Raw genomic sequence first — 19,712 nt, forward strand, 5'->3', positions numbered from 1 at the left:
CTGGCACAAGAAATCAAATGCATCTTGGTAACTTTGAGGTCTTATGTAAAAGTCGGAGTGTTCAACATAACCGCTATAGTTCGTCATCTAACAATATACCTTTCTGACATAGAGTTGTAGATTTGGTGTTTTATTTTAAGAGTAACTTTTTCTACAAAGAAATCTAACCTAAAACATTGTTCTATTTCAAACACAGTCGATAACTCTGTGATAGTCATCCCTGAAAACTCATATATGATTTTTACACTACCATCATTAACTTCAATTTTAGGTTTAATAATGGTATCTGCTATAACTATTGTTAAAGCACTAGATAACAACTCTAAATTAATCATACACACCGCCATATTGTTTATCGATTTCATATCTATATTGTGATATAACTCGTTTCTTTATATCCAACGCAAGCTGCTCTAATGTAAGATTTAAACCTCTTAATTCAATCAGCGGTAATTCTATACCTATATTTATATTGCCGTATTTGTAGATTAACCTAAATCTATCAAATTCATGGATAATTTTAGGTTCTAGCAACTCATCGTTATAAACAAATGTCAAAGCACGTTGCAATGTGTAAATCGTATCTTTTATGCCAATTCTTTCTATATCGTTATAAATTCTCATACTCACCTATTATGATAGGGCGGATATTTCACCGCCCATATCCTTTACTTAAATAATGGTAGAAACATCATGATTGTTATACAAATCAATAACACGAACACCCATATCAATGCACCTGTTGATAAAAGCGTAAACAAGTTTTCATTTCTACACTTTCGTTCTGCATCAAGCATTGCTAAATTTCTTGCCATTGCAAGTCTTGATATTCTACGTTCATTTTCTAACCTTGCGATTTCACATTCAATATTTATTTTTCTAATATCTCGTTCAATATCATTCATTATTTACTCGCTTTCAATGTTTCCACTTCTGCTACTAATTGATTAACCAAGGTTTCAAGTTCTTTGATTTTGCCTTTGTGGTTAAGTTCATATTCAGAACCTTTACCAAGTCGGAAGTTTACACTAGCATTTACCATACGTTCACTACCTAATGTTGTACCTACGCTAAACATTACGTGTTCATTTGGTGCATAGAAACCACCAAGTGCTACTGCGCTATGTCCTTTGTAATGACCATACCCTACGGAGAATGTCATTTTATCGTCTTTGTTGTAGCCTAGATAGTGCAATGCGGATAACGCTGCATTGGCTGCACCAGCTTTACCAATTTCACGGTCTACATTGTTAGTCAAACCACGTTCTAAACTTGTAATGCGGTTTTCATGGTCTGCAATAGCGTTTCCGTGGTCAACTAATGTTTGTTCGTGAGATTGTAAAACTTGTGCATGGTTGTTAATGATCGTTGTGTGATTATTAATAGCATCTGTATTCGCCTTGATGTTGCCAGCGTTTACTTTAATTGCATCAGTATTAGCATTAATTAATGCTCTATTCCCTTGAATAGCTTTAGAATTTACCCCTACACGCTCGTTTGTTGCGTTGATAGAGTTAGTAATCGTTGTGTAATTGTTATCCACCTTATCGGTTAAATTCTTGATGTTATTTACATTGCGGTCTACACGGATATTCAAGCACTTAATATCTTTATCGTGTTTCGCAAGTTTTGCACCCATAGATGCGATTTCATCATATGCAGCGTATAGTTGACTACCATTTACCGCATCTGTAGATGCTGCATCAACTTGTCCTGCTGCTACATTTGTAATTTGGCGATTGTAATATTTCACACCACCGAACCCTGCTCTGTCTTTAGAACCTACACTCACTACAGATTGAGGGTTTTCCCCAGCGAATACATGGGTTACCCCATTCAATACTACTTGTTGTGTAGGTACTGGGTCATCTGTTACGGAATTAGTACCCAATGCTACACTATTACTTTTATCTGCTACTGTGTTATTACCAATAGCGTAAGCATCCCATGCCGTAGCTTTACCATGAGTGCCTACTACTGTTGCACCTTGACCAGCGGTTTCAGAATTAGCACCAATCACCACTTGCTCTTGGTTGCTATTTGTTTTGTTATTATAACCAATGATTGTCGTTTGGTTCGCACTTACTGTGCCATTGTTAGCACCGATAACTGTTGTATCGTTACCGCTAACTTTATTATCTCGACCTAAAACGATTGTACTTGTACCTGTAACTACTGTATTTACACCTAATGCAGCGGAGTTATAACCGCTAACTACTGGTGCGGTAGTGTTCGGTTCCACTTGACCTACCACCAAACCATTTGCAAACGTGCTACCTGTTACTGCCATTACTGCCATTGTTGCTACTACTAATTTTTTGTTCATGTTAATTTCTCCTTTTATGTTAATTAATTTATTTACCAGTACTGCCATAACCGCCAGAACCTCGTTCTGTTTCGGTTAATTCATCTACTTCTAATACATCAACCATTGCTACAGGTACGATGATTAATTGTGCGATGCGATCACATCTAAAGATTGTGTAGTCATTACAAGATACGTTTTCATATGCAATGCTTAGTTCACCTCTATAGTCAGCATCAATAATGCCTACACTATTGGCACATCTTAGCGGTGTTTTGCTCATACTGCTACGTGGCACTAATAACCCCATATGCCCCTTTGGTATTTCTACCGCCACTCCTAGCGGTATTTTCTTTTGACTATCTGCAGGCACTTTAATATGAAATGGACAATACAAATCTAAACCAGCTGCATCTTCACTACCTCTTGTTGGTAGTTGTGCGTATTCACTAACCAATTTTACTTTTATTTGTTCAATCAAAATTCCACCCCTAACATCATCAATGCACGTTTTACTGTTTTATAATCTGCTCCTACTTGATAGCTAATTGCCCTTAATGACATTCCAGCGTTGTGCATTTGCAATAATGAATTTCCATCTAAATCACTTACACGTGTATATGTTTTCTGTGGTTTTGTGCCTTTTAAGCCTAAACAACACAACGCTCTGCCAGCACTTATATTTCCGTATACACAAGCTGCTAGTGCTAACCAGTTAAGGTTATTGTCAGGCACAAACTCACTCATATTAACCGCCATTGCTCCACTCACTTTCCTTATATAATCTAAACCAATCATCTGCACTCATGATTACAAGCCATTTCTGATTGCTTTTCTTCCATGCCACAATAGGTATATCTCCATTATCAGCAGCTATTGCATCGTGTTCCGCTTGTTCATAGGCTTTACGCACATTTAGGTTTTCAACGAATTTGACCTCTTGATGTATGTTAGGTAGTCCGATGCAGTCGCTGGCATCGCCTGTGTTACCGCAATATTGTGCAGTTCGCCGTACTTTATCGAACCCATTGGCTCTACATACATCACGCCACATTCGTTCGCCACGTTTACCTTTATCCTTACTGTTTATTGGCAATGATCATCACACCTCTTTAAAATATCCTTTACTAACTCCAACGGAATATGCGACCTCATGTTGTATCGATTTATCCCTTTTATGTTCAACTTGTTAAATTTGATTTGGTTTTTCATATCATCTTTGAGTAGTTTCAAATCGATATTACTACCAAACTTTGTAGGTTTCTTAACTGGGTAATCGTAGTTGTTGTAATATGTTAGGTTCTCATAAGGAATATCGAACCCTATTACATTCTCGATATACTCCCATATCCGCCCATATGCTGGGTTTTCAATCACGAATACCCTAGGCTGGTATCGCTCAATGATTTTCAATGTATTATAGATACACATTTCACCATTGATGCGTGTTAAGAATGACTTGTCATACTTGAATTGGTAGTTTTCATAGTCAGCATGATTTCTGATTGTGAATTTACTGCCTTGTTCATATTCACCAAACAAGTTGATAGTCATATCCTTTTCTTGTTTCCAACACGCATTGCCACCTTTCATGGCACTTGCTACGCTCCAACTTTCACAAGGCGGACTTGCTAGAATAACATCTGGTCTATCTAGCTTGTCCAACTGTTCCCATAGTGCGTTAGGTTTATGTAGCGTATTAACTGCAAGGTCTTGGTTGATACACGCATCACCAATACCTATTGATGTGATTGAGTGTTGCCCCCCCCCACATTCACGTTATATTCATCTACCGCTTGACGATAGCAGCCGTTGCCATCATCAAATAACCCCCATATATGCATCCTCTGTTTCACTCACCTCTAGTCATTCACAGTACATCCATATTTCGCCTTACGCATACGATGTTTAACTTTCTTTACGTTATTTCCCAAGTACGCTATTACATCGTTTCGTTTGATTGCGTTTTCTTACATCGTTTCCCTTTTCTGCTTATACATTCGGTAAGCTGGACACTTAACGTGGCAAGCTACCTCTCTGTATTCGCATCCCTTACATGGTGCATTCATTTTTCAGACCTTATCATTAAAAGGGTTTATAGTTTCAAATACTACAAATGAAGTATTGGTGTATCCATGGCGTTTTTCCCACTTACGAAATACATCGGTTAATTCCTTTTGCAATTCGTCTATATGTTCTTGTTTTACATCTAGCAAATAATCTTCCGACCATTCCGCAATTTCATCGTCAAGATCACTACTATAAATATCTTCAATTACACGCTCTGCATCAACAGTAGGAACATAATAATACGGGTTCCCAACTCTAAGTTTTGGTATCTCATCAGCTGGGTAAGTATCCGTAACTTCCTTGACCGCATCTTCAATGCTTTTATGCGGATATCCTACATACTCATCAATGCACCAACACCACTCATTCTCGTTTTTTACTAGCATATTTTCACCTCTTAAAACGGAACGTTTTCATCTTGTGGTTGCTCAAAACTATCAAAGTTACTAGATGCACCATCATCATTTGTTAGTGATGTACCTACAAAGTTTGCCACTACTTCTGTTACATATCGTTTTTGTCCATCTTGTGTTTCGTATGAACGTGTTTGAAGTCTACCCTCAACGAACACTCTATTGCCTTTACGCAAATTACCAATGCTTTCTCCTAGCTTTCCCCATGCTACACAGTTGATGAAAGCGGTTTGTTCTTTTGTTTCACCATCGCTCGATGTGAAAGTATTGGTTGCTGCTACGTTGAAAGTGGCTACTGCTTTTCCAGATTGTGTGTAGCGCACTTCTGGATCACGTGTTAAATTACCTAAGATTTGTACTGTATTCATTCATTACTCCTTTAAATCTTTTGTTCGATGCACATTGTGCCTTTGTATACCTTGATGATTTCCTCTAGGCTTTCAAAGGTTCTTGCATCCGCTTTCATAATCATTTGCATCTGTTGAGTTGCCTCTTCTTGTGTTTCCACGTTTAGAGGTATCTCAATAGTTATAACCATTTTTCTTTTTTTACTTAGCATTTATCCCCCTAAACATAATCTGCGATACGATATATTTTTGTTCCTAGCACTACATACCCTATATTCTCGTATCTATGGCGTTTTTCCCATGCTTGGAATACCTTTGTTAATTCTTCACTTAGTTCATCAATATGTTCTTTTTTAACATCTTTCATGTAATCGTCTGACCATTCTGCGATTTCATCATCCAAGTCATAATCACATACATTCCAAATTACACGCTCGCCGTCTACTTCTGGCACATAATGATAAGGATGACCTATTCTTACTGACACAATATCATTTTCACCTAAATAACCACGATCACTATCACACGCACCAAACGAATCTTTATTGTATTCTAAATAATCTTCAATAGCCTCTTTAATGCTATCTTGTGGTTCGCCAGCTACTTCATCCTCAACCCAGCAATATTTTGTTTCATCTTTAACTAACATAATCTATCACTCCTCACCAATAACTAAGCTGGTTTAGTTCAGCTTCACAATCATCTACGTACACATCATAGTTAGGATGAATGTGGCAATCGACTGTTGCTTCGTTACGCATGATTTCAAGTAGGTTTTCAATCTTTACCATCGCTTGTGCCTCGTTATTTGCCAACACTTGAAAGATAACATTGAAATTAACATTCACGCTTACATCAAACTCTTTCACTCTTTCCCTCATGTTTACCCCCCTATTGCCTGTTTAAGTAACGCTTTCCCTTTATCGGATATTTTGCTTTTATTGATTATTTCTGCTACATCAACTGGCTCTTTTGCGACCTCTACCAAATTTCCAGTAGAGGTCATTTCTATTTTCTTTTGACCTGCACCAATCAATGCACGTTCACGTTCTGCTTTTTCTCTTGCTTTTAATAACAAGTGATTATCTTTAATTGAGTTAGACAATCTCAATCGTTCACGTTCTCTTGTTTCTTGCACTTCGTAGTTTTTAACAAACTGCGCCCTGCATGATGTTTCGTTGAAGTTATCGCCGTTTTGAGGGTCAAACGATTTCCAAATTGCTTTGGCACATTGTTTTGTTATCCCCTCTAATTTGTCTAACCCCTTTTCGTAGCCATATGATCGTGCTACTTGATACACCCTTTCCCATGCATCTTGTGCAGTCGGTAGTTCCTCATGTGCATTTACAAAGGCACTTAATGCGGAACATTCCTCTCTAATTTCTGCAATCGTAGGCAAGAATTTACATCTATCAATCAGATTGCTGATTGCCTGTTCAAGTGTTACATGGTTCACATTAGATAACTTTGTTACATATAACATCATGCGTTGTTCTGACATATCAGTAGACCACGCTATCTGTAACATCGATAGTGCTTTCAAAGTCTGTTGTTGGTTGTTCAGTATCTACACCCCCTAACTTATTCATCAAGTTATTAACTACATTGATTGCATCTTCCTTGCTATTCTTTTTAGAATTAGGTTTTCTGTATTCACTACGTTCCCAAGTCCGAACGGCTGCTTTCCAATCTTTCATGGAGTTCTTTCCTACTTTCCAACCGTTGCTTTCATAGTAGTCAAAGAATTGTTCAGCGTTTACATTGTTATTTCTTTCAATGCAGTATGCTTTTATTTCAGATAGAGTAGGTTTTTCAAAACGCTTGCGTTTTGTTGTAGTGCTTTTTGCACTACTATCTATCTCTATCTCTAACTCTTTCTCTAACTCTTTCTCTATCTCTCCGTTACACAAATGTTTCACTTGTGTTACATCGGTGTTACATTGTAACGCTTTTTTCTTTTCTCGATGCCTACGAACCCTGCTAGCTACTGCGGTTTCGCACCCTGTACTATCTTTGGTATCTGGTAGATAGTATTCTTCATCAGAACGTATTTCTAACAATCCTGTTTTTAATAGGTATTGTATGGTGATTTTTACGTTTTCTTCATCTTCATCTAGGTCTAATGCTAGTTCAGATGCGAAATCATCTTCTAAGCCGTCAAAGAATAGTTTGCCATCATCCATGATTGAACGGAGCATCATTTCTAGGTATATGATCGTGTATGTATCACCGCCAGCAATCTTACGTAATCGCTTTATCTCTTTTCTTTTGAAGAAATCTTTATGCAACTTCAACCAAAAATATCTTTTAGGTTCTGCCATAGGCTATTCCTTACTTAATTTTTCTTCTACAACTTCACGTAAGAATGAGTTCAACCCAGCATAGACAACTTCATTGATACACTCTAATTCGTCGATAATATCTTGATGAAATGTTTTATCTCCTTGTTTACGTTTGTAATAACCAAGTCTTGCATTGATTAATGCTCTTACCATATCCAATTTTTCATATCCATTAATTTTGCATTTTTTCATATTCATCAGTCCTCTTTTCTATTTCCTCTAATAAGTGCTTGCGTATCTCTTTTGCAAACACTCCATGTGCTTGATTGTGGCATTGCATACACAAGCAAGCTAGATTTCTTAAATCACTTAAACCACCTTGTGAACGGAATACTATGTGATGGCATTGTTCTGCTCTGTAGCCACATATAACGCATTGTCCATTATCACGTTCATAGGCTTGTTTTCGTGTTACTGAATATAATTTGTTATCCCTTTTCTTTCTGTTGTTCACTCTCCCACCCCTCTATGAGTGATTGAATGTACTCACTAGGTTCTAACTTAATACCTAGTTGTTCACATTCATCCGTTAAACAATCAATAAGCCTTGCCATTTCTTTTGTGTTGTATACGCTGCTGCCGTGGTAACACATTATGTTGTGATACCCTTTTAGACTTTGGCATTCGCCAGCATCTTCGGCTATCCACCCTATTCCGTGTCCTTGCCATATTTGGATGTATCTCTCTATGGCATCTTCACGTACTGGCACATAACTAAAGTGGCTACAATCTTTAATTGCTTTTCTATACACATCTTCTTTTGATGTGTACCCTGTCTTACTTAACTCTTCCGCTATCTTTTGACATAGAACCCAGCAGTATGAATTAGCGTTCATACTACGTGATTTTGATTTCTTTTTAATCTCAATCACGTATTCTTTGTCTTTATCTAGCTTGTTTAGATCATTGTCATGTGGTGCTGGTATTACTACCATTACACCAAGCGGACTTCTTAATGTTTCGATGTTATTTGTTGTCCACTTCATAACCTTTTACCCAGTCATAAAGTTTTGACATTTGATTTCTTGTAATGTTATCAATCACACCAACACCAAACATTTCTGTTAATTGGTGTGCTACTTGCTCTTCGTTTAACCCATGTTCATTTGCCATCTTCAATATGATTGCGTATGCATTGTGAGGGTCAAATTCTTTTTCTTTCTTTTCTTTTTCGGCTGCTGCATTGATTTTCGTATCTTGTAAACCTCGGTATACATCAGCACCTACACCAATCATTTTTGCTGCAGTACCTAGTGCATCTGTAACAGCCATTTTGAAAGCCTCATCATTTCCGTGGTAACCATTTTTATCTTTGTATATTAAGAAATCACCACCATAACCGGGAATTGGTTTACTCCACTCATTCCCCTCTTTGATATATAGATTTACTTTTACATAAAGCATTGTTTCGCCAGTAGCCTCGACAAATACTTGTTCTGTATCTACAATGTCAAAGTACCAACCAACACCACACATCCCATAAACTTCGGTTAATATTTCCCATCGCCATTGAGGAGAAATGTCATATTTCCCTTTCAATTTCCCAAAGTCAATTATCTTTAATGCTGATTGCGGTACAGTTTTTACCGCATTATATCTACTATCCATTTATACCTCTTTGTACTTGTAACCACGCATTTCTAAGAAATCAGTTAAATCTTTTACATCATCTTCCGTTAAATCATAAACAGTTACTGTAAAACCAGTTTTAGTTTCTACAACTTCGATTTTTTCAACTGTTTCATTTGTGATGCTTGCTCGTGCAGCCTCTTCCATTTCGTTGCGTTCAGCAAATTTTGCATTAATCAATTCTCTTGCTTGATCTAGTGGCATATCTTTTACAACATCCCAACATTCATCAAATGTAATTGGTGTTGCTAATTCGTATTGTTGGTTGCAAGTATCTACAACAAACTCAATCATGCCTTTTTTCTCTGCTAAGATTTGTTTGTAATCATCATCCGATTGTTGTCTTTTTGAAATCTCAATCATCATTCCCTCAATAGAGATTTCAATGTCTTTCATCTTTGCAGTTTTATTTAACCAGCGTTTATCGTGTTGAAGTTGATTTGCGTATTCTTCACGCACTCCATATTTTTCAACCATCTTTTCGATAAACTTATTGATAGCATCCGTTTTAGCTTGTGCCTCTTTTTCATCAAAGTATTTGATTTGTTCTGCAAGTGGTTTTTCTGCATCGTAAACAACTTTCAATACTTCGTTTACTTCTTCCTCAAACAACTCAATCGGTCTTTTGAGTTCTCGTTTTTTCTCTTTACAGAATTTATCAAGTGTTGTTCTGTATTTAACGATTTCATTTTTAGCACTTACCATCTCTTTATAGTTATCTTCTGTAACTACAAGTCCTTTGTATTTTTCTAATTGTGCCTCAAAGTAAGATTTGATTTCATCTTTATTCCACTTGAATACTTGTTGATTTTGACTAACAATCGGCGTTAAATTAATTTCCATTTAATTCTCCTTATATCTGTGCTAAAATATAAGTAGAGATATTTCACATATTCTCTACCAAGTCCGCTAAACTTCTTCTAACACTTTTCATAGCGGACTTTTTTCTTTTCATAAAATTTACATTCATCTAACCAATAGCCAGTTAATAGCCATGTGGTTATACCTAACATCATTTGTAAAAACCCAGTCCATAAACCTATTTGGTCTAGTTCTATACTTCCTACCGCACCAATAGCAAGTAACCCTGTTATTGTTCTTAGTGCGTAACACAACTTAATCATCTAAATCATCTCCTACAATCACTAGCATTTGGCTGGTGATTTTTTTTATTTCACTCTTTAACTTATGATTTTCTTTTCTTAGGCTTTCCACCTCGCTTTGTAGTTTCCTGTAACCGATTGCGTTATATTCATCTTCAACACCTGCTAGTGCTTCAACCTCTCTTCTGTTAAATCTCACACCACTTATATTTGGTAGTTGTGTTAGCTTTCCATCATTTCTTAGGTTGTATACAGATGTTGTTGAGATTTGTAACAGTTCGGCTACTTGCTCTACTGTGTATACAAGGCTCTCCATATCTCATCCCCTTATGTGAATTTAATTCACTATTTTATTTAAAAAAAATATCTTTAGTTTCCTTGCTAGTTAGTTTCAATAATTCAACCAACTTTGCAATTTCAGATGCCTTAAACTCTGTATCACCTCTCAACTTCTTGTAAAACCCCTCTCTAGTAAGGCTTAACTCACTAGCTACATGGGATAACTTATACCCCTTGTTATCAATTATTTGCTTTAAGATGTTCATTCTACACCCCCTTTTCGTATTTTGTTATGTGTGAATTTAATTCACACTCATAATATAACATTATGGTGAATATGTGTCAACACTTTTTATTATAAAAGTTGATTTTTTTTCACGTTACATTTAAAATCATAATAGATAATAGCGTTAAGAGGTGATACGACATGACATTATATGACAATATAAAAACATTAAGAGAAAACTTAAAAATGTCGCAAGATGATTTAGCAAGAAAAGTCGGTTATAAAGATAGAACCAGCATCGCTAAAATTGAAAGCGGTAAAATTGATTTAGCTCAATCTAAAATATTTGCTTTCGCTAGAGCTTTAAATACAACACCAGAAGATTTAATGGGTTTGAAATATTATGATGATCGTGAAGTATCTGAATACGCACAAGCGGTAAAAGATAACCCTAATTTGAAATTACTATTTGATGCTAGTAAGGATATGTCCAAAGATGATATTGATTTTGTAATTAATACGATTGAGATGTTAAAGAAACGTGAGGGCAAATAATATGGAATTACTATTCTCTGTTATATCTATTGTGGCTTATTTCTTTGGTTACCCTACTGTTGCAGGTGTTGTAGGTATCGTAGCCACTATATTATTTATATTACTCTATTCCAAGCTAGAAAAATCATATACTGCATTCGTTCCGTGGTTGGTTATTTCTGTACTATTAAACGTATTATTTATTAATTACAAACCCAACTTTGTATTAAGTATAGGCATAGTTTCTTCAATGTCTATATGGCTAACTTCTGTATTGGTTTGGATATTCCATTCAATCACAAATAAATAATGCGAAAAATTATACACATAAGATGATATACAATACTCCCATAAGGGGGAATGTATATGAATATAGTTTTGATTTACACAAAGTTAAGACCAACTCAAAATGCAGTATTAAAACTAAACGATGATAGCACTTATACCATTTTAGTTAATAGTGATAAACCTATTGATGTACAACGAAAAGGTATATTACATGAGATAGGTCATATTCTAAATGATGATATGTTCAGCCACGCTAACATTGATTTATTAGAAAAAATGGCACACGCAAGGGAAATAGAGTTTGAGGGTATCAACTTCTACACGCATATATTATGAGGTGAATTATGCAATACAATTTCACTATCAGAAAAAAGGATAAAGGCTTTCAAATCATTGTAGCCTATAAAGACGGCTATAAATGGAAACAAAAGTCTAAACAAGGTTTTAAAACTAAACGTGAGGCTAAGGAATACGGACACGTTATAGTTAAAGAGTTGGACAAAACTGCACTCTTAACCAAAGATACAGAATTGAAAGAATTAACTTTCAAGGAATTTGCGGATATGTTCCTTGAAATAAAAAAGGCACACGTTACGCACAATACATTAGTTATGTATCGTCATGCGGTGTGTGCTTTCAAATCTATCCATGATATGAAGTTATCAGATGTTAAACCGCTACATATTCAAAATGTGGTAAATAAAATGGCTAACTCACCTACTACCATTAATTCGTATTATAAGGTAGTGGAAAGGATATTCTATATAGCTATCAACCCATACAATATAATTAGTGATAACCCATGTGATGGTGTTAGGTTGCCACGTATTGAACGAAAGAGTATGATCCATACAATCTCTGATGATGATTTAAACCAATTCGCCAAGTACATAAGGGAAAAATATCCACAAGCATATTACTTTTTACAAATAGCACGATATACTGGCATGAGGTTTAGTGAGGTGTACGGACTAACTTGGAATGATATATCCCTAGAAAATCGCCAAATTCACATCAACAAGCAACTTTCTTTCAGAAAAGGTGTTATCACCTTTGAGAAAACTAAAACCGCCAATTCGGTGCGAATTTTGCCAATTCCACCTATATTAGAAAACATACTTATAGAGTATAAATCTCATGAATTAGAATTTGAATATGGTTTAGTTTTGAACCCCTATAAGAAAAATGGTGTTAAATGGCAAATAAACACATACTTAAAACGCTTTGGAGATAACCTATCAGCACATAACCTAAGACATACCTATGCTACAAAGCTATTAGCTAATGGACTAGATGTGAAAACTGTATCATCATTACTAGGCGATACACCTGCAATGGTGATGAAAACGTATGTGCATTACAATGAAGAAATGAAAGCAGCAGCATCAAATGCAGTTGCTAAAATTTTTGAATAATTTTTTGACGATTTTTGACGAATTGGATATTCAACCATTAAAAGATACTGTGATTAAGCACTTCTTAATACATACATCTTTAACGATCATATAGAGCTGCGTTGCATTTTTAATTATTTGAATATCTGCCGTTTCCTTCGCATTTCGTGCTCTATCAGCAGCCGATAAGAATTGAGGCATCGCAATAGCTGCCAATATGGCAATAACGGCTACCACAACCATTAACTCAACAAGGGTAAAGCCCCCTTTTCTCGACTTCTTGAGATTTTCCCGAACACGAGAAATATGTAAGTGGTCTAAAACCCATTGACCACATAGTTCTAATCGAGAATTTAAACCATGAACCATATGTATAACAGAACTCATAATATCCTCCTTATAATGATTAAATAACAGCTATCCATTTATATTGACCTCTATTGTGCTAACTATAAATAGCTATTGTCCTCCCAACTTAGCAATAGACGTAAATAATGGATACATAACAGATACAACTAAAACGGCTACACCAATTCCCATTACAGTTAGCAAAATTGGTTCTAAAAGTCTCTCTAGTCGGGCGATATATTTTGAAAGTATAGATTCATAGTAATATCCACAATGATGTAGCATCTTAACGAGCTCTCCACTTTCCTCGCCAATAGAAATCATTTGCCATATAAAGGAATTTCCAATATTCTCAGTTCTAAGGCTTTCTTCAAAAGAATGGCCAGTTAATAACTTTGCCTCTACTTTCTCACTACATTCGGCTCCATACATATTGCCCCATAAAGGTCTTGTGATATTCATAGTATGAATAATAGAAATTCCAGAGTCTAACAAAAGGGCCCAAACCTTTAGCATACTTGTATAGTAAATGCAGGTCATCCATTGGTATCGGTGAGCCAACAGCCAAAGCCAACGATGTACTTTGCGTTTTATACTATGTTGATGGTATGCAAAGACCAAAGCACCTATCCCTACACACTGCATAATAAAGACTAATATAGGATGACTCTTTAACCCTTGTCCTAATGCAAAAAGGGCTCGCGTCATCAATGGTAATGTAATATGCATGGTAGTAAAAACCTTTTCAAAGGATGGGATAATAAACAAGATGGTAACAAGAAAAAATATATTCATTAATACAAGTAGAAATAACGGATAAGAAATAGCACTGATAACCTTTTGCCGCAATTGTCGTTCCCAGTCATAGTGACGTGAAATGTATTGTAAGCTTTCACCTAAAGTGCCTGCTGCCTCTCCACTTTCTAGTAGTGCTAAGGCTATTGCAGGGCAGCCTTCACTACGCAATGCTTGTGATAAGGTTTGGCCTCTCTCAATCGATTCATAGAGGGCTGTGTATAAAAGCCCTCGCTTCCCATTACATAGTAACTGTAATGCCCTCCGTAAAGGCACACCAGACTCGATGAGTAGTCCTAATTGATAGGTTACATCTACCACCATGGTATGATCCCACTTATGCTTGTTCTTATTTACTTGTAAAGTGATTTTATAAATCTTGTATCCATCGCGCTTTAACCGTGTACCGACCTCCTGTTCTGAATCTGCCCACATTAAACCTTTTACTGTTTCATTATTCTCATTTTTTACGACATATTCATAAGCCTCCATATCTGCACCTACGATAATTGTTGATCTAATAGCGTATGTAGTTGATGCTGCGTTCCATATTGTGCTTTTACATCTCGTACGGCCATTTCTAGTGTTTTCATAGGCAGTTGTGTTTCTTGAATAGAGATAATTTGCGGTTCCTTACGAGTGCGTATTAAATTTGCTACTGCATGAGTGTTTAACAAAATATCACGAATGGTAATAAACTTTTTATTCCACCTAAGGAGTCGTTGACATATAACAGCACGTAACACTTGAGATATTTGACTGCGAATCTCCTCTTGTTGTTCACCAGGAAATAGTGAAATCATGCGGTGAACAGCCATCACAGCCCTTTGCGTATGCATAGTGGCCATCACAAGATGCCCCGTTTCAGCCGCATGAAGTGCAGCCTCCAAGGTTTCTCTATCGCGCAGTTCCCCTACCATAATGACATCTGGGTCCTCCCGCAATGCATCTCGAATGCCGTCAGACATAGACTTAATATCGGCACCTAATTGACGTTGATGAATTAAAGATTTCTTAGGCTTAAACTCAAATTCTATGGGGTCTTCTAAGGTAATGATATGGCGCTCCATAGTTTGATTTATATAGTCAATACAACAGGCTAAGGTAAAACTTTTCCCACTACCTGTAGGTCCGCATACAAGCAATAGACCATCATGTGCTTCACATAGTTTTTGAAGTAAATGTCCTTCACTGTTATCCTCTAGCTTAAGTTGTTGATGGCACAATAACCGCAGTGTCCCACATATCGTTTGATTAGCCTTATATAGATGAACACGTATACGCACGCCACAACAGGAACAAGCTTCATCGAGAGATTGCCATTCATAAGAGGCTATACCACAACGTCGTAAAATATCTTCAATTAAGATAGTAGTACATATAAACGAAGTAGCCTTCAATCCATCACCATGTCGCAAATAGATAGGCTCACCACATTGTAGATGAATATCTGTGGATGATAATTGTATTGCTTGTTCAACAATGGTTTCTAAATTTCCACTATTACAGCATGAGTCCACAACGATGCACCTCCTCTATCGATGTAACATGCTGAGATACAGCTTCACGAGCGGAATCCTCTAGTGATAAAAGTAAATGTGCTTCTAATTGATCCCAGTGAACTGAATTGGTTGGTATTTCTAAATATTCAAAGAGCGCAGTCCGTCCATGATACGTGGTGCCATCAAATTTTCGAACTAAACGTTGCGCTATTGCCCCCATTAAAGTAGCCCGTATTAAATACGGTTCTACCCCCATATCCATGAGACGCGTTACAACACCAATAGCTGTGTTAGTATGAATTGTAGATAACACTCGATGCCCTGTTAAAGCAGACTTAACGGCCAGCTCTGCAGTCTCCTTATCCCTGATTTCACCAATCATAATCGTATCTGGATCTTGCCGTAGCACTGATCTAAGCCCTTTGGCAAATGTAAAGCCAATCTTCTCATTAATGCCAATTTGTATGGCTCCTTTAATTTCAGCCTCTACGGGATCTTCAAGACATATGAGCTTTGTTTCCTCTAGATTTAACATGCGTAACATGGCATATAAAGTAGCCGTTTTACCACTACCTGTAGGTCCACAGATTAGAAGTAAGCCATAAGGACGTTTTAGTAATTGTTTAATATGCTCAAAAATATCTGCACGCATACCTAATGCTGTTAAGTCTTTGTGACTTCCTTCATTTCCCATAAGTCGGCAGACCAAAGTCTCACCATATAAGCTGGGCAAAGTAGATACGCGCATAGTTACGGCTTTGTCCTTATGGCTCCAAGCCCATCGACCATCTTGAGGCAATCTCTTTTCACTAATATCTAATGCACTACAAACCTTGATGCGGTTGATAATAAGTTCAGCCTCTTCAGAAGACACAGTCATATTTGTTCGTAGTAATCCATCTTGTCGTAACCGAACTTGGACACCACTTTTTGTGGGATCAAAGTGAATATCGCTGACATGATGTTCTAAAGCATATAGGATAATGTCGTCTAATGTTACGTCTACATACATGGTCACCTCCTATACCTTGCGGTATGTTTTTACCTCACACTAGCGTATGGCGTTATAGGTTTCGACATCATCCCCAAAATCCCTTTTTTATTTTTAAAAATCCACGAAGCGAAAACTTTTCTATTTTAGGACATATAAAAAAGGCGCCCCGAAGGGCGCCATTATTGGACTTTTAGATAAGACGATTTTTATTTTAAGTTATAGAAAACGTCATTACCTTTATATTGTGCTGTTTCATATAACATTTCTTCAATGCGAAGCAATTGGTTGTATTTTGCTACACGTTCAGAGCGCGCTGGTGCACCAGTCTTAATTTGACCAGCATTTACAGCTACTGCAATATCAGCGATAAATGTATCTTCTGTTTCGCCAGAGCGGTGAGATACTACACATGTATAACCTGCGCGTTTAGCAAGTTCCATAGCGTCGAATGCTTCTGTTAAAGTACCGATTTGGTTTACTTTTACAAGAATAGAGTTACCTACACCAAGCTCAATACCGCGAGCCAAACGTTTTGTATTAGTTACGAATAAATCGTCACCAACGAGTTGTACGCGATCGCCAAGGCGTTCTGTCAACAATTTCCAACCATCCCAATCTTCTTCAGCAAGACCATCTTCGATGGATACGATTGGGTATTTGCCTACTAAGTATTCGTAGAATTCCACCATTTCAGCAGCTGTTTTAACTTTGCCTTCGCCAGCTAAATTGTATTTGCCATCTTCATAGAATTCAGAAGATGCAGAATCAAGAGCTAATTTAAAGTCTTTACCAGGTTCATAACCTGCCGCTTTAATAGCTTCACAAATTACTTCTAATGCTTCTTCGTTGGATGCCAAGTTAGGAGCAAAACCACCTTCGTCACCTACGGCGGTGCTAAGACCTTTATCATGAAGTACAGATTTCAATGTATGATATACTTCTGCACAGCTACGAAGAGCTTCAGCGAAAGATTCCGCACCTACAGGCATAATCATAAATTCTTGAATATCTACGTTATTATCCGCATGTGCGCCGCCATTCAAGATATTCATCATAGGAACTGGCAATTCTTTTGCGTTGAAACCGCCAAGGTATGCAAACAATGGCAAATCTAAAGATTCAGCTGCTGCACGAGCTACTGCCATAGATACACCAAGGATTGCATTAGCACCTAAGTTAGATTTATTGTCTGTACCATCTAATTTCAACATCAAGTTATCGATTGCTACTTGTTCAGTCGCATCATAACCAATAATGGCAGGACCGATTTTAGCATTTACATTATCGATAGCTGTTAATACACCTTTACCGGAGTAACGGGATTTATCACCATCACGTAATTCTACAGCTTCAAATTTTCCTGTGGAAGCACCAGATGGAACGGCTGCTGTAGCAATAGTGCCATCTTCTAAACATACTTCAACTTCAACAGTTGGGTTACCGCGGGAATCTAAAATTTCTCTTGCAATGACTTGTTCAATTACTGCCATTTCTTCACCTCATAAAAATCTAATGGGATAACTGTCATGCGACAGATATTATATATTGAGCAAAACCATATAGGTTATAACTCTAGTTAACCACTAATATAGTGAAAGTTCTATATTATGCTTTTTGTACTAAACTATGACCTGTCATAGATTCTGGTTGTTCTATACCAGCCAAGTCTAATAATGTAGGAGCAATATCACATAATTTGCCAGCCTCTAATGTAGCTGTTTTTAAGGTATCACTCATTAAAATTAAAGGAACCAAGTTTGTTGTATGCGCCGTATGAACTTTGCCAGTTTCATGATTAACCATAAGCTCAGCATTACCATGGTCTGCCGTAATTAACAAGTGGCCATTCTTACTGCGTATAGCCTCTACAATGCGACCTAAACAAGTATCTACAGCCTGAACTGCTTTAACAGCTGCTTCAAAACTACCTGTATGACCTACCATATCTGGATTTGCAAAGTTCAAGATAATCATGTCATACGTTTCATCTTGAATGGCTTCTACAACCTTATCAGTTACTTCATAAGCACTCATTTCCGGTTGCAAATCATAGGTTGCCACTTGAGGAGATTTCACAAGTATGCGGTCCTCACCTTCAAATGGATCCTCTTTACCACCATTGAAGAAATACGTTACATGAGCGTATTTCTCTGTTTCAGCAATACGCAATTGACGGTAGCCACCTACGCTTAGTACTTCGCCTAGTGTTTCGGATAAAATGTCCTTTTCATACACAATATGAACTGGTAAATCATCTTCATATTTGGTCATAGTAGCCATGTATAAAGATAATGGTTCACGGTTAAAGCCATCAAAGTCTGGCAACACTAAGGCTTTTGTAAGTTCTCTGCCCCGATCTGGGCGGAAATTACAGAAGATAACAGCATCGCCATTCTTGATCGTTCCTTCAGCATCAATTACTGTAGGAAGAACAAACTCATCTGCTGCATCTTTATCATAGGACTGTTGCACCGCTTCACAAGCAGAACCTGCCGTTTCGCCTTGACCATGCACAATGGCATTGTATGCTAATTCAACACGATCCCATCGATTATCGCGGTCCATCGCATAGTAACGACCGCTCACGGTAGCAATCTTGCCACAATTTAGCTCTGCCATATACGCTTCTAAGTCTTTTAAATAGCCTTGTGCACATTGAGGGGCTACATCACGACCATCGAGCAAGGCATGTACATAAACGTGCTCAATACCATGATCATGAGCCCCTTTGATAACTGCCTTAATGTGCTCTAAGGAGCAATGTACATTGCCATCTGATACTAGACCGATAAGATGTAAGCTTTGTTTTTTACCGACTTTGTATAGTTCCTTTATAACAGGGCGATTATAAAACTCTCCAGATTCAACGTCTTTAGTAATACGTGTCAAATCTTGGTACACAATGCGACCAGAACCAAGGTTTAAATGGCCCACCTCAGAATTCCCCATCTGTCCTTCTGGAAGTCCTACTGCTAGCCCTGATGCTTCTAATTTTGTATGTGGATACATATCCCACAATTGATTAAAACAGTGCGGCTTCGCCTGTACTACAGCATTGGTTGTATCTGATTGATCTCCCATGCCAAAGCCATCTAGGATGACTAGCATTACGGGAGCCTTTAATTTAGCCATTTTTAACCTCA

32 protein-coding genes and 1 pseudogene are annotated in these 19,712 nt (G+C 37.2%); 4 read left to right on the forward strand and 29 right to left on the reverse strand.

From position 1 onward, the window contains the following. Window positions 1-83: 83 nt before the first annotated feature. The 23 genes from VCHSUH04_RS05985 to VCHSUH04_RS06095 form a co-directional block, all read right to left on the reverse strand. A complete protein-coding gene (locus VCHSUH04_RS05985) occupies window positions 84-335 on the reverse strand; it encodes a hypothetical protein (protein WP_105085765.1) in 252 nt (83 codons plus the stop codon). After that, window positions 328-624, reverse strand: a complete 297-nt coding sequence (locus tag VCHSUH04_RS05990; protein ID WP_105085766.1) for a hypothetical protein — start codon at window positions 622-624, stop codon at window positions 328-330. Before VCHSUH04_RS05990 ends, VCHSUH04_RS05985 begins: the two co-directional genes overlap by 8 nt. A gap of 44 nt (window positions 625-668) precedes the next feature. Further along, on the reverse strand, window positions 669-905 hold the full coding sequence (locus tag VCHSUH04_RS05995; protein WP_105085767.1) for a hypothetical protein: 237 nt from the start codon (window positions 903-905) through the stop codon (window positions 669-671). Beyond that, window positions 905-2,326 (reverse strand): YadA-like family protein, encoded by a 1,422-nt coding sequence (locus VCHSUH04_RS06000; protein WP_158251479.1) that lies wholly within the window; start codon window positions 2,324-2,326, stop codon window positions 905-907. The genes VCHSUH04_RS05995 and VCHSUH04_RS06000 overlap by 1 nt, the downstream gene beginning before the upstream one ends. Window positions 2,327-2,354: 28 nt before the next feature. After that, window positions 2,355-2,786, reverse strand: a complete 432-nt coding sequence (gene dut / locus VCHSUH04_RS06005) for a dUTP diphosphatase (RefSeq protein WP_158251480.1) — start codon at window positions 2,784-2,786, stop codon at window positions 2,355-2,357. Next, a complete protein-coding gene (locus tag VCHSUH04_RS06010; RefSeq protein WP_146104565.1) occupies window positions 2,783-3,103 on the reverse strand; it encodes a hypothetical protein in 321 nt (106 codons plus the stop codon). Before VCHSUH04_RS06010 ends, dut begins: the two co-directional genes overlap by 4 nt. Then, on the reverse strand, window positions 3,054-3,401 hold the full coding sequence (locus tag VCHSUH04_RS06015) for a hypothetical protein (RefSeq protein ID WP_105085771.1): 348 nt from the start codon (window positions 3,399-3,401) through the stop codon (window positions 3,054-3,056). Before VCHSUH04_RS06015 ends, VCHSUH04_RS06010 begins: the two co-directional genes overlap by 50 nt. Further along, on the reverse strand, window positions 3,392-3,970 hold the full coding sequence (locus VCHSUH04_RS06020) for a hypothetical protein (protein WP_199176434.1): 579 nt from the start codon (window positions 3,968-3,970) through the stop codon (window positions 3,392-3,394). Before VCHSUH04_RS06020 ends, VCHSUH04_RS06015 begins: the two co-directional genes overlap by 10 nt. Before the next feature lie 407 nt (window positions 3,971-4,377). Further along, entirely contained in the window at window positions 4,378-4,761 is a 384-nt protein-coding gene (locus VCHSUH04_RS06025) for a hypothetical protein (RefSeq protein WP_105085772.1), read from the reverse strand. An 11-nt stretch (window positions 4,762-4,772) separates the two neighbouring features. After that, the gene (locus tag VCHSUH04_RS06030) at window positions 4,773-5,156 is read right to left on the reverse strand and encodes a single-stranded DNA-binding protein (RefSeq protein ID WP_105085773.1); all 384 of its coding nucleotides are present in this window, start codon (window positions 5,154-5,156) and stop codon (window positions 4,773-4,775) included. 11 nt (window positions 5,157-5,167) lie between these two features. Next, window positions 5,168-5,347 carry a hypothetical protein gene (locus VCHSUH04_RS06035; RefSeq protein ID WP_105085774.1) on the reverse strand — a complete coding sequence of 60 codons (180 nt, stop codon included), beginning with the start codon at window positions 5,345-5,347 and terminating at the stop codon, window positions 5,168-5,170. Between the two features lie 8 nt (window positions 5,348-5,355). Then, window positions 5,356-5,784 carry a hypothetical protein gene (locus VCHSUH04_RS06040; RefSeq protein WP_105085775.1) on the reverse strand — a complete coding sequence of 143 codons (429 nt, stop codon included), beginning with the start codon at window positions 5,782-5,784 and terminating at the stop codon, window positions 5,356-5,358. Window positions 5,785-5,797: 13 nt separating this feature from the next. Next, window positions 5,798-6,016, reverse strand: a complete 219-nt coding sequence (locus VCHSUH04_RS06045) for a hypothetical protein (protein WP_105085776.1) — start codon at window positions 6,014-6,016, stop codon at window positions 5,798-5,800. A 2-nt stretch (window positions 6,017-6,018) separates the two neighbouring features. After that, window positions 6,019-6,636 (reverse strand): hypothetical protein, encoded by a 618-nt coding sequence (locus VCHSUH04_RS06050; protein ID WP_233188306.1) that lies wholly within the window; start codon window positions 6,634-6,636, stop codon window positions 6,019-6,021. A 1-nt stretch (window position 6,637) separates the two neighbouring features. Continuing rightward, on the reverse strand, window positions 6,638-7,456 hold the full coding sequence (locus tag VCHSUH04_RS06055; protein ID WP_105085778.1) for a phage replisome organizer N-terminal domain-containing protein: 819 nt from the start codon (window positions 7,454-7,456) through the stop codon (window positions 6,638-6,640). Between the two features lie 3 nt (window positions 7,457-7,459). Continuing rightward, complete coding sequence (locus VCHSUH04_RS06060; protein ID WP_105085779.1) at window positions 7,460-7,675, reverse strand: hypothetical protein; 216 nt, start codon at window positions 7,673-7,675, stop codon at window positions 7,460-7,462. Then, a complete protein-coding gene (locus VCHSUH04_RS10430) occupies window positions 7,650-7,931 on the reverse strand; it encodes an HNH endonuclease (RefSeq protein ID WP_105085780.1) in 282 nt (93 codons plus the stop codon). The genes VCHSUH04_RS06060 and VCHSUH04_RS10430 overlap by 26 nt, the downstream gene beginning before the upstream one ends. Further along, entirely contained in the window at window positions 7,906-8,463 is a 558-nt protein-coding gene (locus tag VCHSUH04_RS06070) for a hypothetical protein (RefSeq protein ID WP_105085781.1), read from the reverse strand. Before VCHSUH04_RS06070 ends, VCHSUH04_RS10430 begins: the two co-directional genes overlap by 26 nt. Beyond that, entirely contained in the window at window positions 8,444-9,085 is a 642-nt protein-coding gene (locus tag VCHSUH04_RS06075; protein ID WP_105085782.1) for a hypothetical protein, read from the reverse strand. The genes VCHSUH04_RS06070 and VCHSUH04_RS06075 overlap by 20 nt, the downstream gene beginning before the upstream one ends. Then, window positions 9,086-9,949 (reverse strand): DUF1351 domain-containing protein, encoded by an 864-nt coding sequence (locus VCHSUH04_RS06080; RefSeq protein ID WP_105085783.1) that lies wholly within the window; start codon window positions 9,947-9,949, stop codon window positions 9,086-9,088. 77 nt (window positions 9,950-10,026) lie between these two features. Continuing rightward, window positions 10,027-10,230: a hypothetical protein gene (locus VCHSUH04_RS06085; protein ID WP_105085784.1), complete on the reverse strand. Its 204-nt coding sequence runs from the start codon at window positions 10,228-10,230 to the stop codon at window positions 10,027-10,029. Continuing rightward, entirely contained in the window at window positions 10,223-10,525 is a 303-nt protein-coding gene (locus VCHSUH04_RS06090) for a helix-turn-helix domain-containing protein (RefSeq protein ID WP_105085785.1), read from the reverse strand. Before VCHSUH04_RS06090 ends, VCHSUH04_RS06085 begins: the two co-directional genes overlap by 8 nt. Window positions 10,526-10,559: 34 nt before the next feature. Beyond that, window positions 10,560-10,754, reverse strand: a complete 195-nt coding sequence (locus tag VCHSUH04_RS06095) for a toxin-antitoxin system, antitoxin component, Xre family protein (RefSeq protein WP_105085786.1) — start codon at window positions 10,752-10,754, stop codon at window positions 10,560-10,562. 161 nt (window positions 10,755-10,915) lie between these two features. Between VCHSUH04_RS06095 and VCHSUH04_RS06100 the strand changes: the two genes are divergently transcribed. The 4 genes from VCHSUH04_RS06100 to VCHSUH04_RS06115 are packed head-to-tail and all read left to right on the forward strand — an operon-like array spanning window position 10,916 to window position 12,951. Next, window positions 10,916-11,269: a helix-turn-helix transcriptional regulator gene (locus tag VCHSUH04_RS06100; protein ID WP_105085787.1), complete on the forward strand. Its 354-nt coding sequence runs from the start codon at window positions 10,916-10,918 to the stop codon at window positions 11,267-11,269. A 1-nt stretch (window position 11,270) separates the two neighbouring features. Beyond that, window positions 11,271-11,558, forward strand: a complete 288-nt coding sequence (locus VCHSUH04_RS06105) for a hypothetical protein (RefSeq protein WP_105085788.1) — start codon at window positions 11,271-11,273, stop codon at window positions 11,556-11,558. Window positions 11,559-11,614: 56 nt separating this feature from the next. Then, window positions 11,615-11,872 carry an ImmA/IrrE family metallo-endopeptidase gene (locus VCHSUH04_RS06110; RefSeq protein WP_105085789.1) on the forward strand — a complete coding sequence of 86 codons (258 nt, stop codon included), beginning with the start codon at window positions 11,615-11,617 and terminating at the stop codon, window positions 11,870-11,872. 8 nt (window positions 11,873-11,880) lie between these two features. Next, window positions 11,881-12,951: a tyrosine-type recombinase/integrase gene (locus VCHSUH04_RS06115; RefSeq protein ID WP_105085790.1), complete on the forward strand. Its 1,071-nt coding sequence runs from the start codon at window positions 11,881-11,883 to the stop codon at window positions 12,949-12,951. A 72-nt stretch (window positions 12,952-13,023) separates the two neighbouring features. Here the strand turns inward: VCHSUH04_RS06115 and VCHSUH04_RS10320 are convergent. The 6 genes and pseudogenes from VCHSUH04_RS10320 to gpmI form a co-directional block, all read right to left on the reverse strand. Beyond that, window positions 13,024-13,317: pseudogene (locus VCHSUH04_RS10320) on the reverse strand (prepilin-type N-terminal cleavage/methylation domain-containing protein); the annotation flags it as partial. 72 nt (window positions 13,318-13,389) lie between these two features. Further along, window positions 13,390-14,565 carry a type II secretion system F family protein gene (locus VCHSUH04_RS06125; RefSeq protein WP_105085791.1) on the reverse strand — a complete coding sequence of 392 codons (1,176 nt, stop codon included), beginning with the start codon at window positions 14,563-14,565 and terminating at the stop codon, window positions 13,390-13,392. Window positions 14,566-14,573: 8 nt separating this feature from the next. Then, on the reverse strand, window positions 14,574-15,593 hold the full coding sequence (locus VCHSUH04_RS06130) for a type IV pilus twitching motility protein PilT (RefSeq protein WP_024065660.1): 1,020 nt from the start codon (window positions 15,591-15,593) through the stop codon (window positions 14,574-14,576). Then, the gene (locus VCHSUH04_RS06135) at window positions 15,577-16,587 is read right to left on the reverse strand and encodes a GspE/PulE family protein (RefSeq protein ID WP_105085792.1); all 1,011 of its coding nucleotides are present in this window, start codon (window positions 16,585-16,587) and stop codon (window positions 15,577-15,579) included. Before VCHSUH04_RS06135 ends, VCHSUH04_RS06130 begins: the two co-directional genes overlap by 17 nt. A gap of 188 nt (window positions 16,588-16,775) precedes the next feature. Further along, window positions 16,776-18,059 carry a phosphopyruvate hydratase gene (eno, locus tag VCHSUH04_RS06140; RefSeq protein WP_105085793.1) on the reverse strand — a complete coding sequence of 428 codons (1,284 nt, stop codon included), beginning with the start codon at window positions 18,057-18,059 and terminating at the stop codon, window positions 16,776-16,778. Window positions 18,060-18,174: 115 nt separating this feature from the next. Beyond that, on the reverse strand, window positions 18,175-19,701 hold the full coding sequence (gpmI, locus tag VCHSUH04_RS06145) for a 2,3-bisphosphoglycerate-independent phosphoglycerate mutase (protein WP_105085794.1): 1,527 nt from the start codon (window positions 19,699-19,701) through the stop codon (window positions 18,175-18,177). Between the last annotated feature and the right edge of the window lie 11 nt (window positions 19,702-19,712).

Source organism: Veillonella sp. T14073-2 (assembly GCF_002959875.1).
In the GTDB taxonomy this organism is placed as follows: domain Bacteria; phylum Bacillota; class Negativicutes; order Veillonellales; family Veillonellaceae; genus Veillonella; species Veillonella infantium.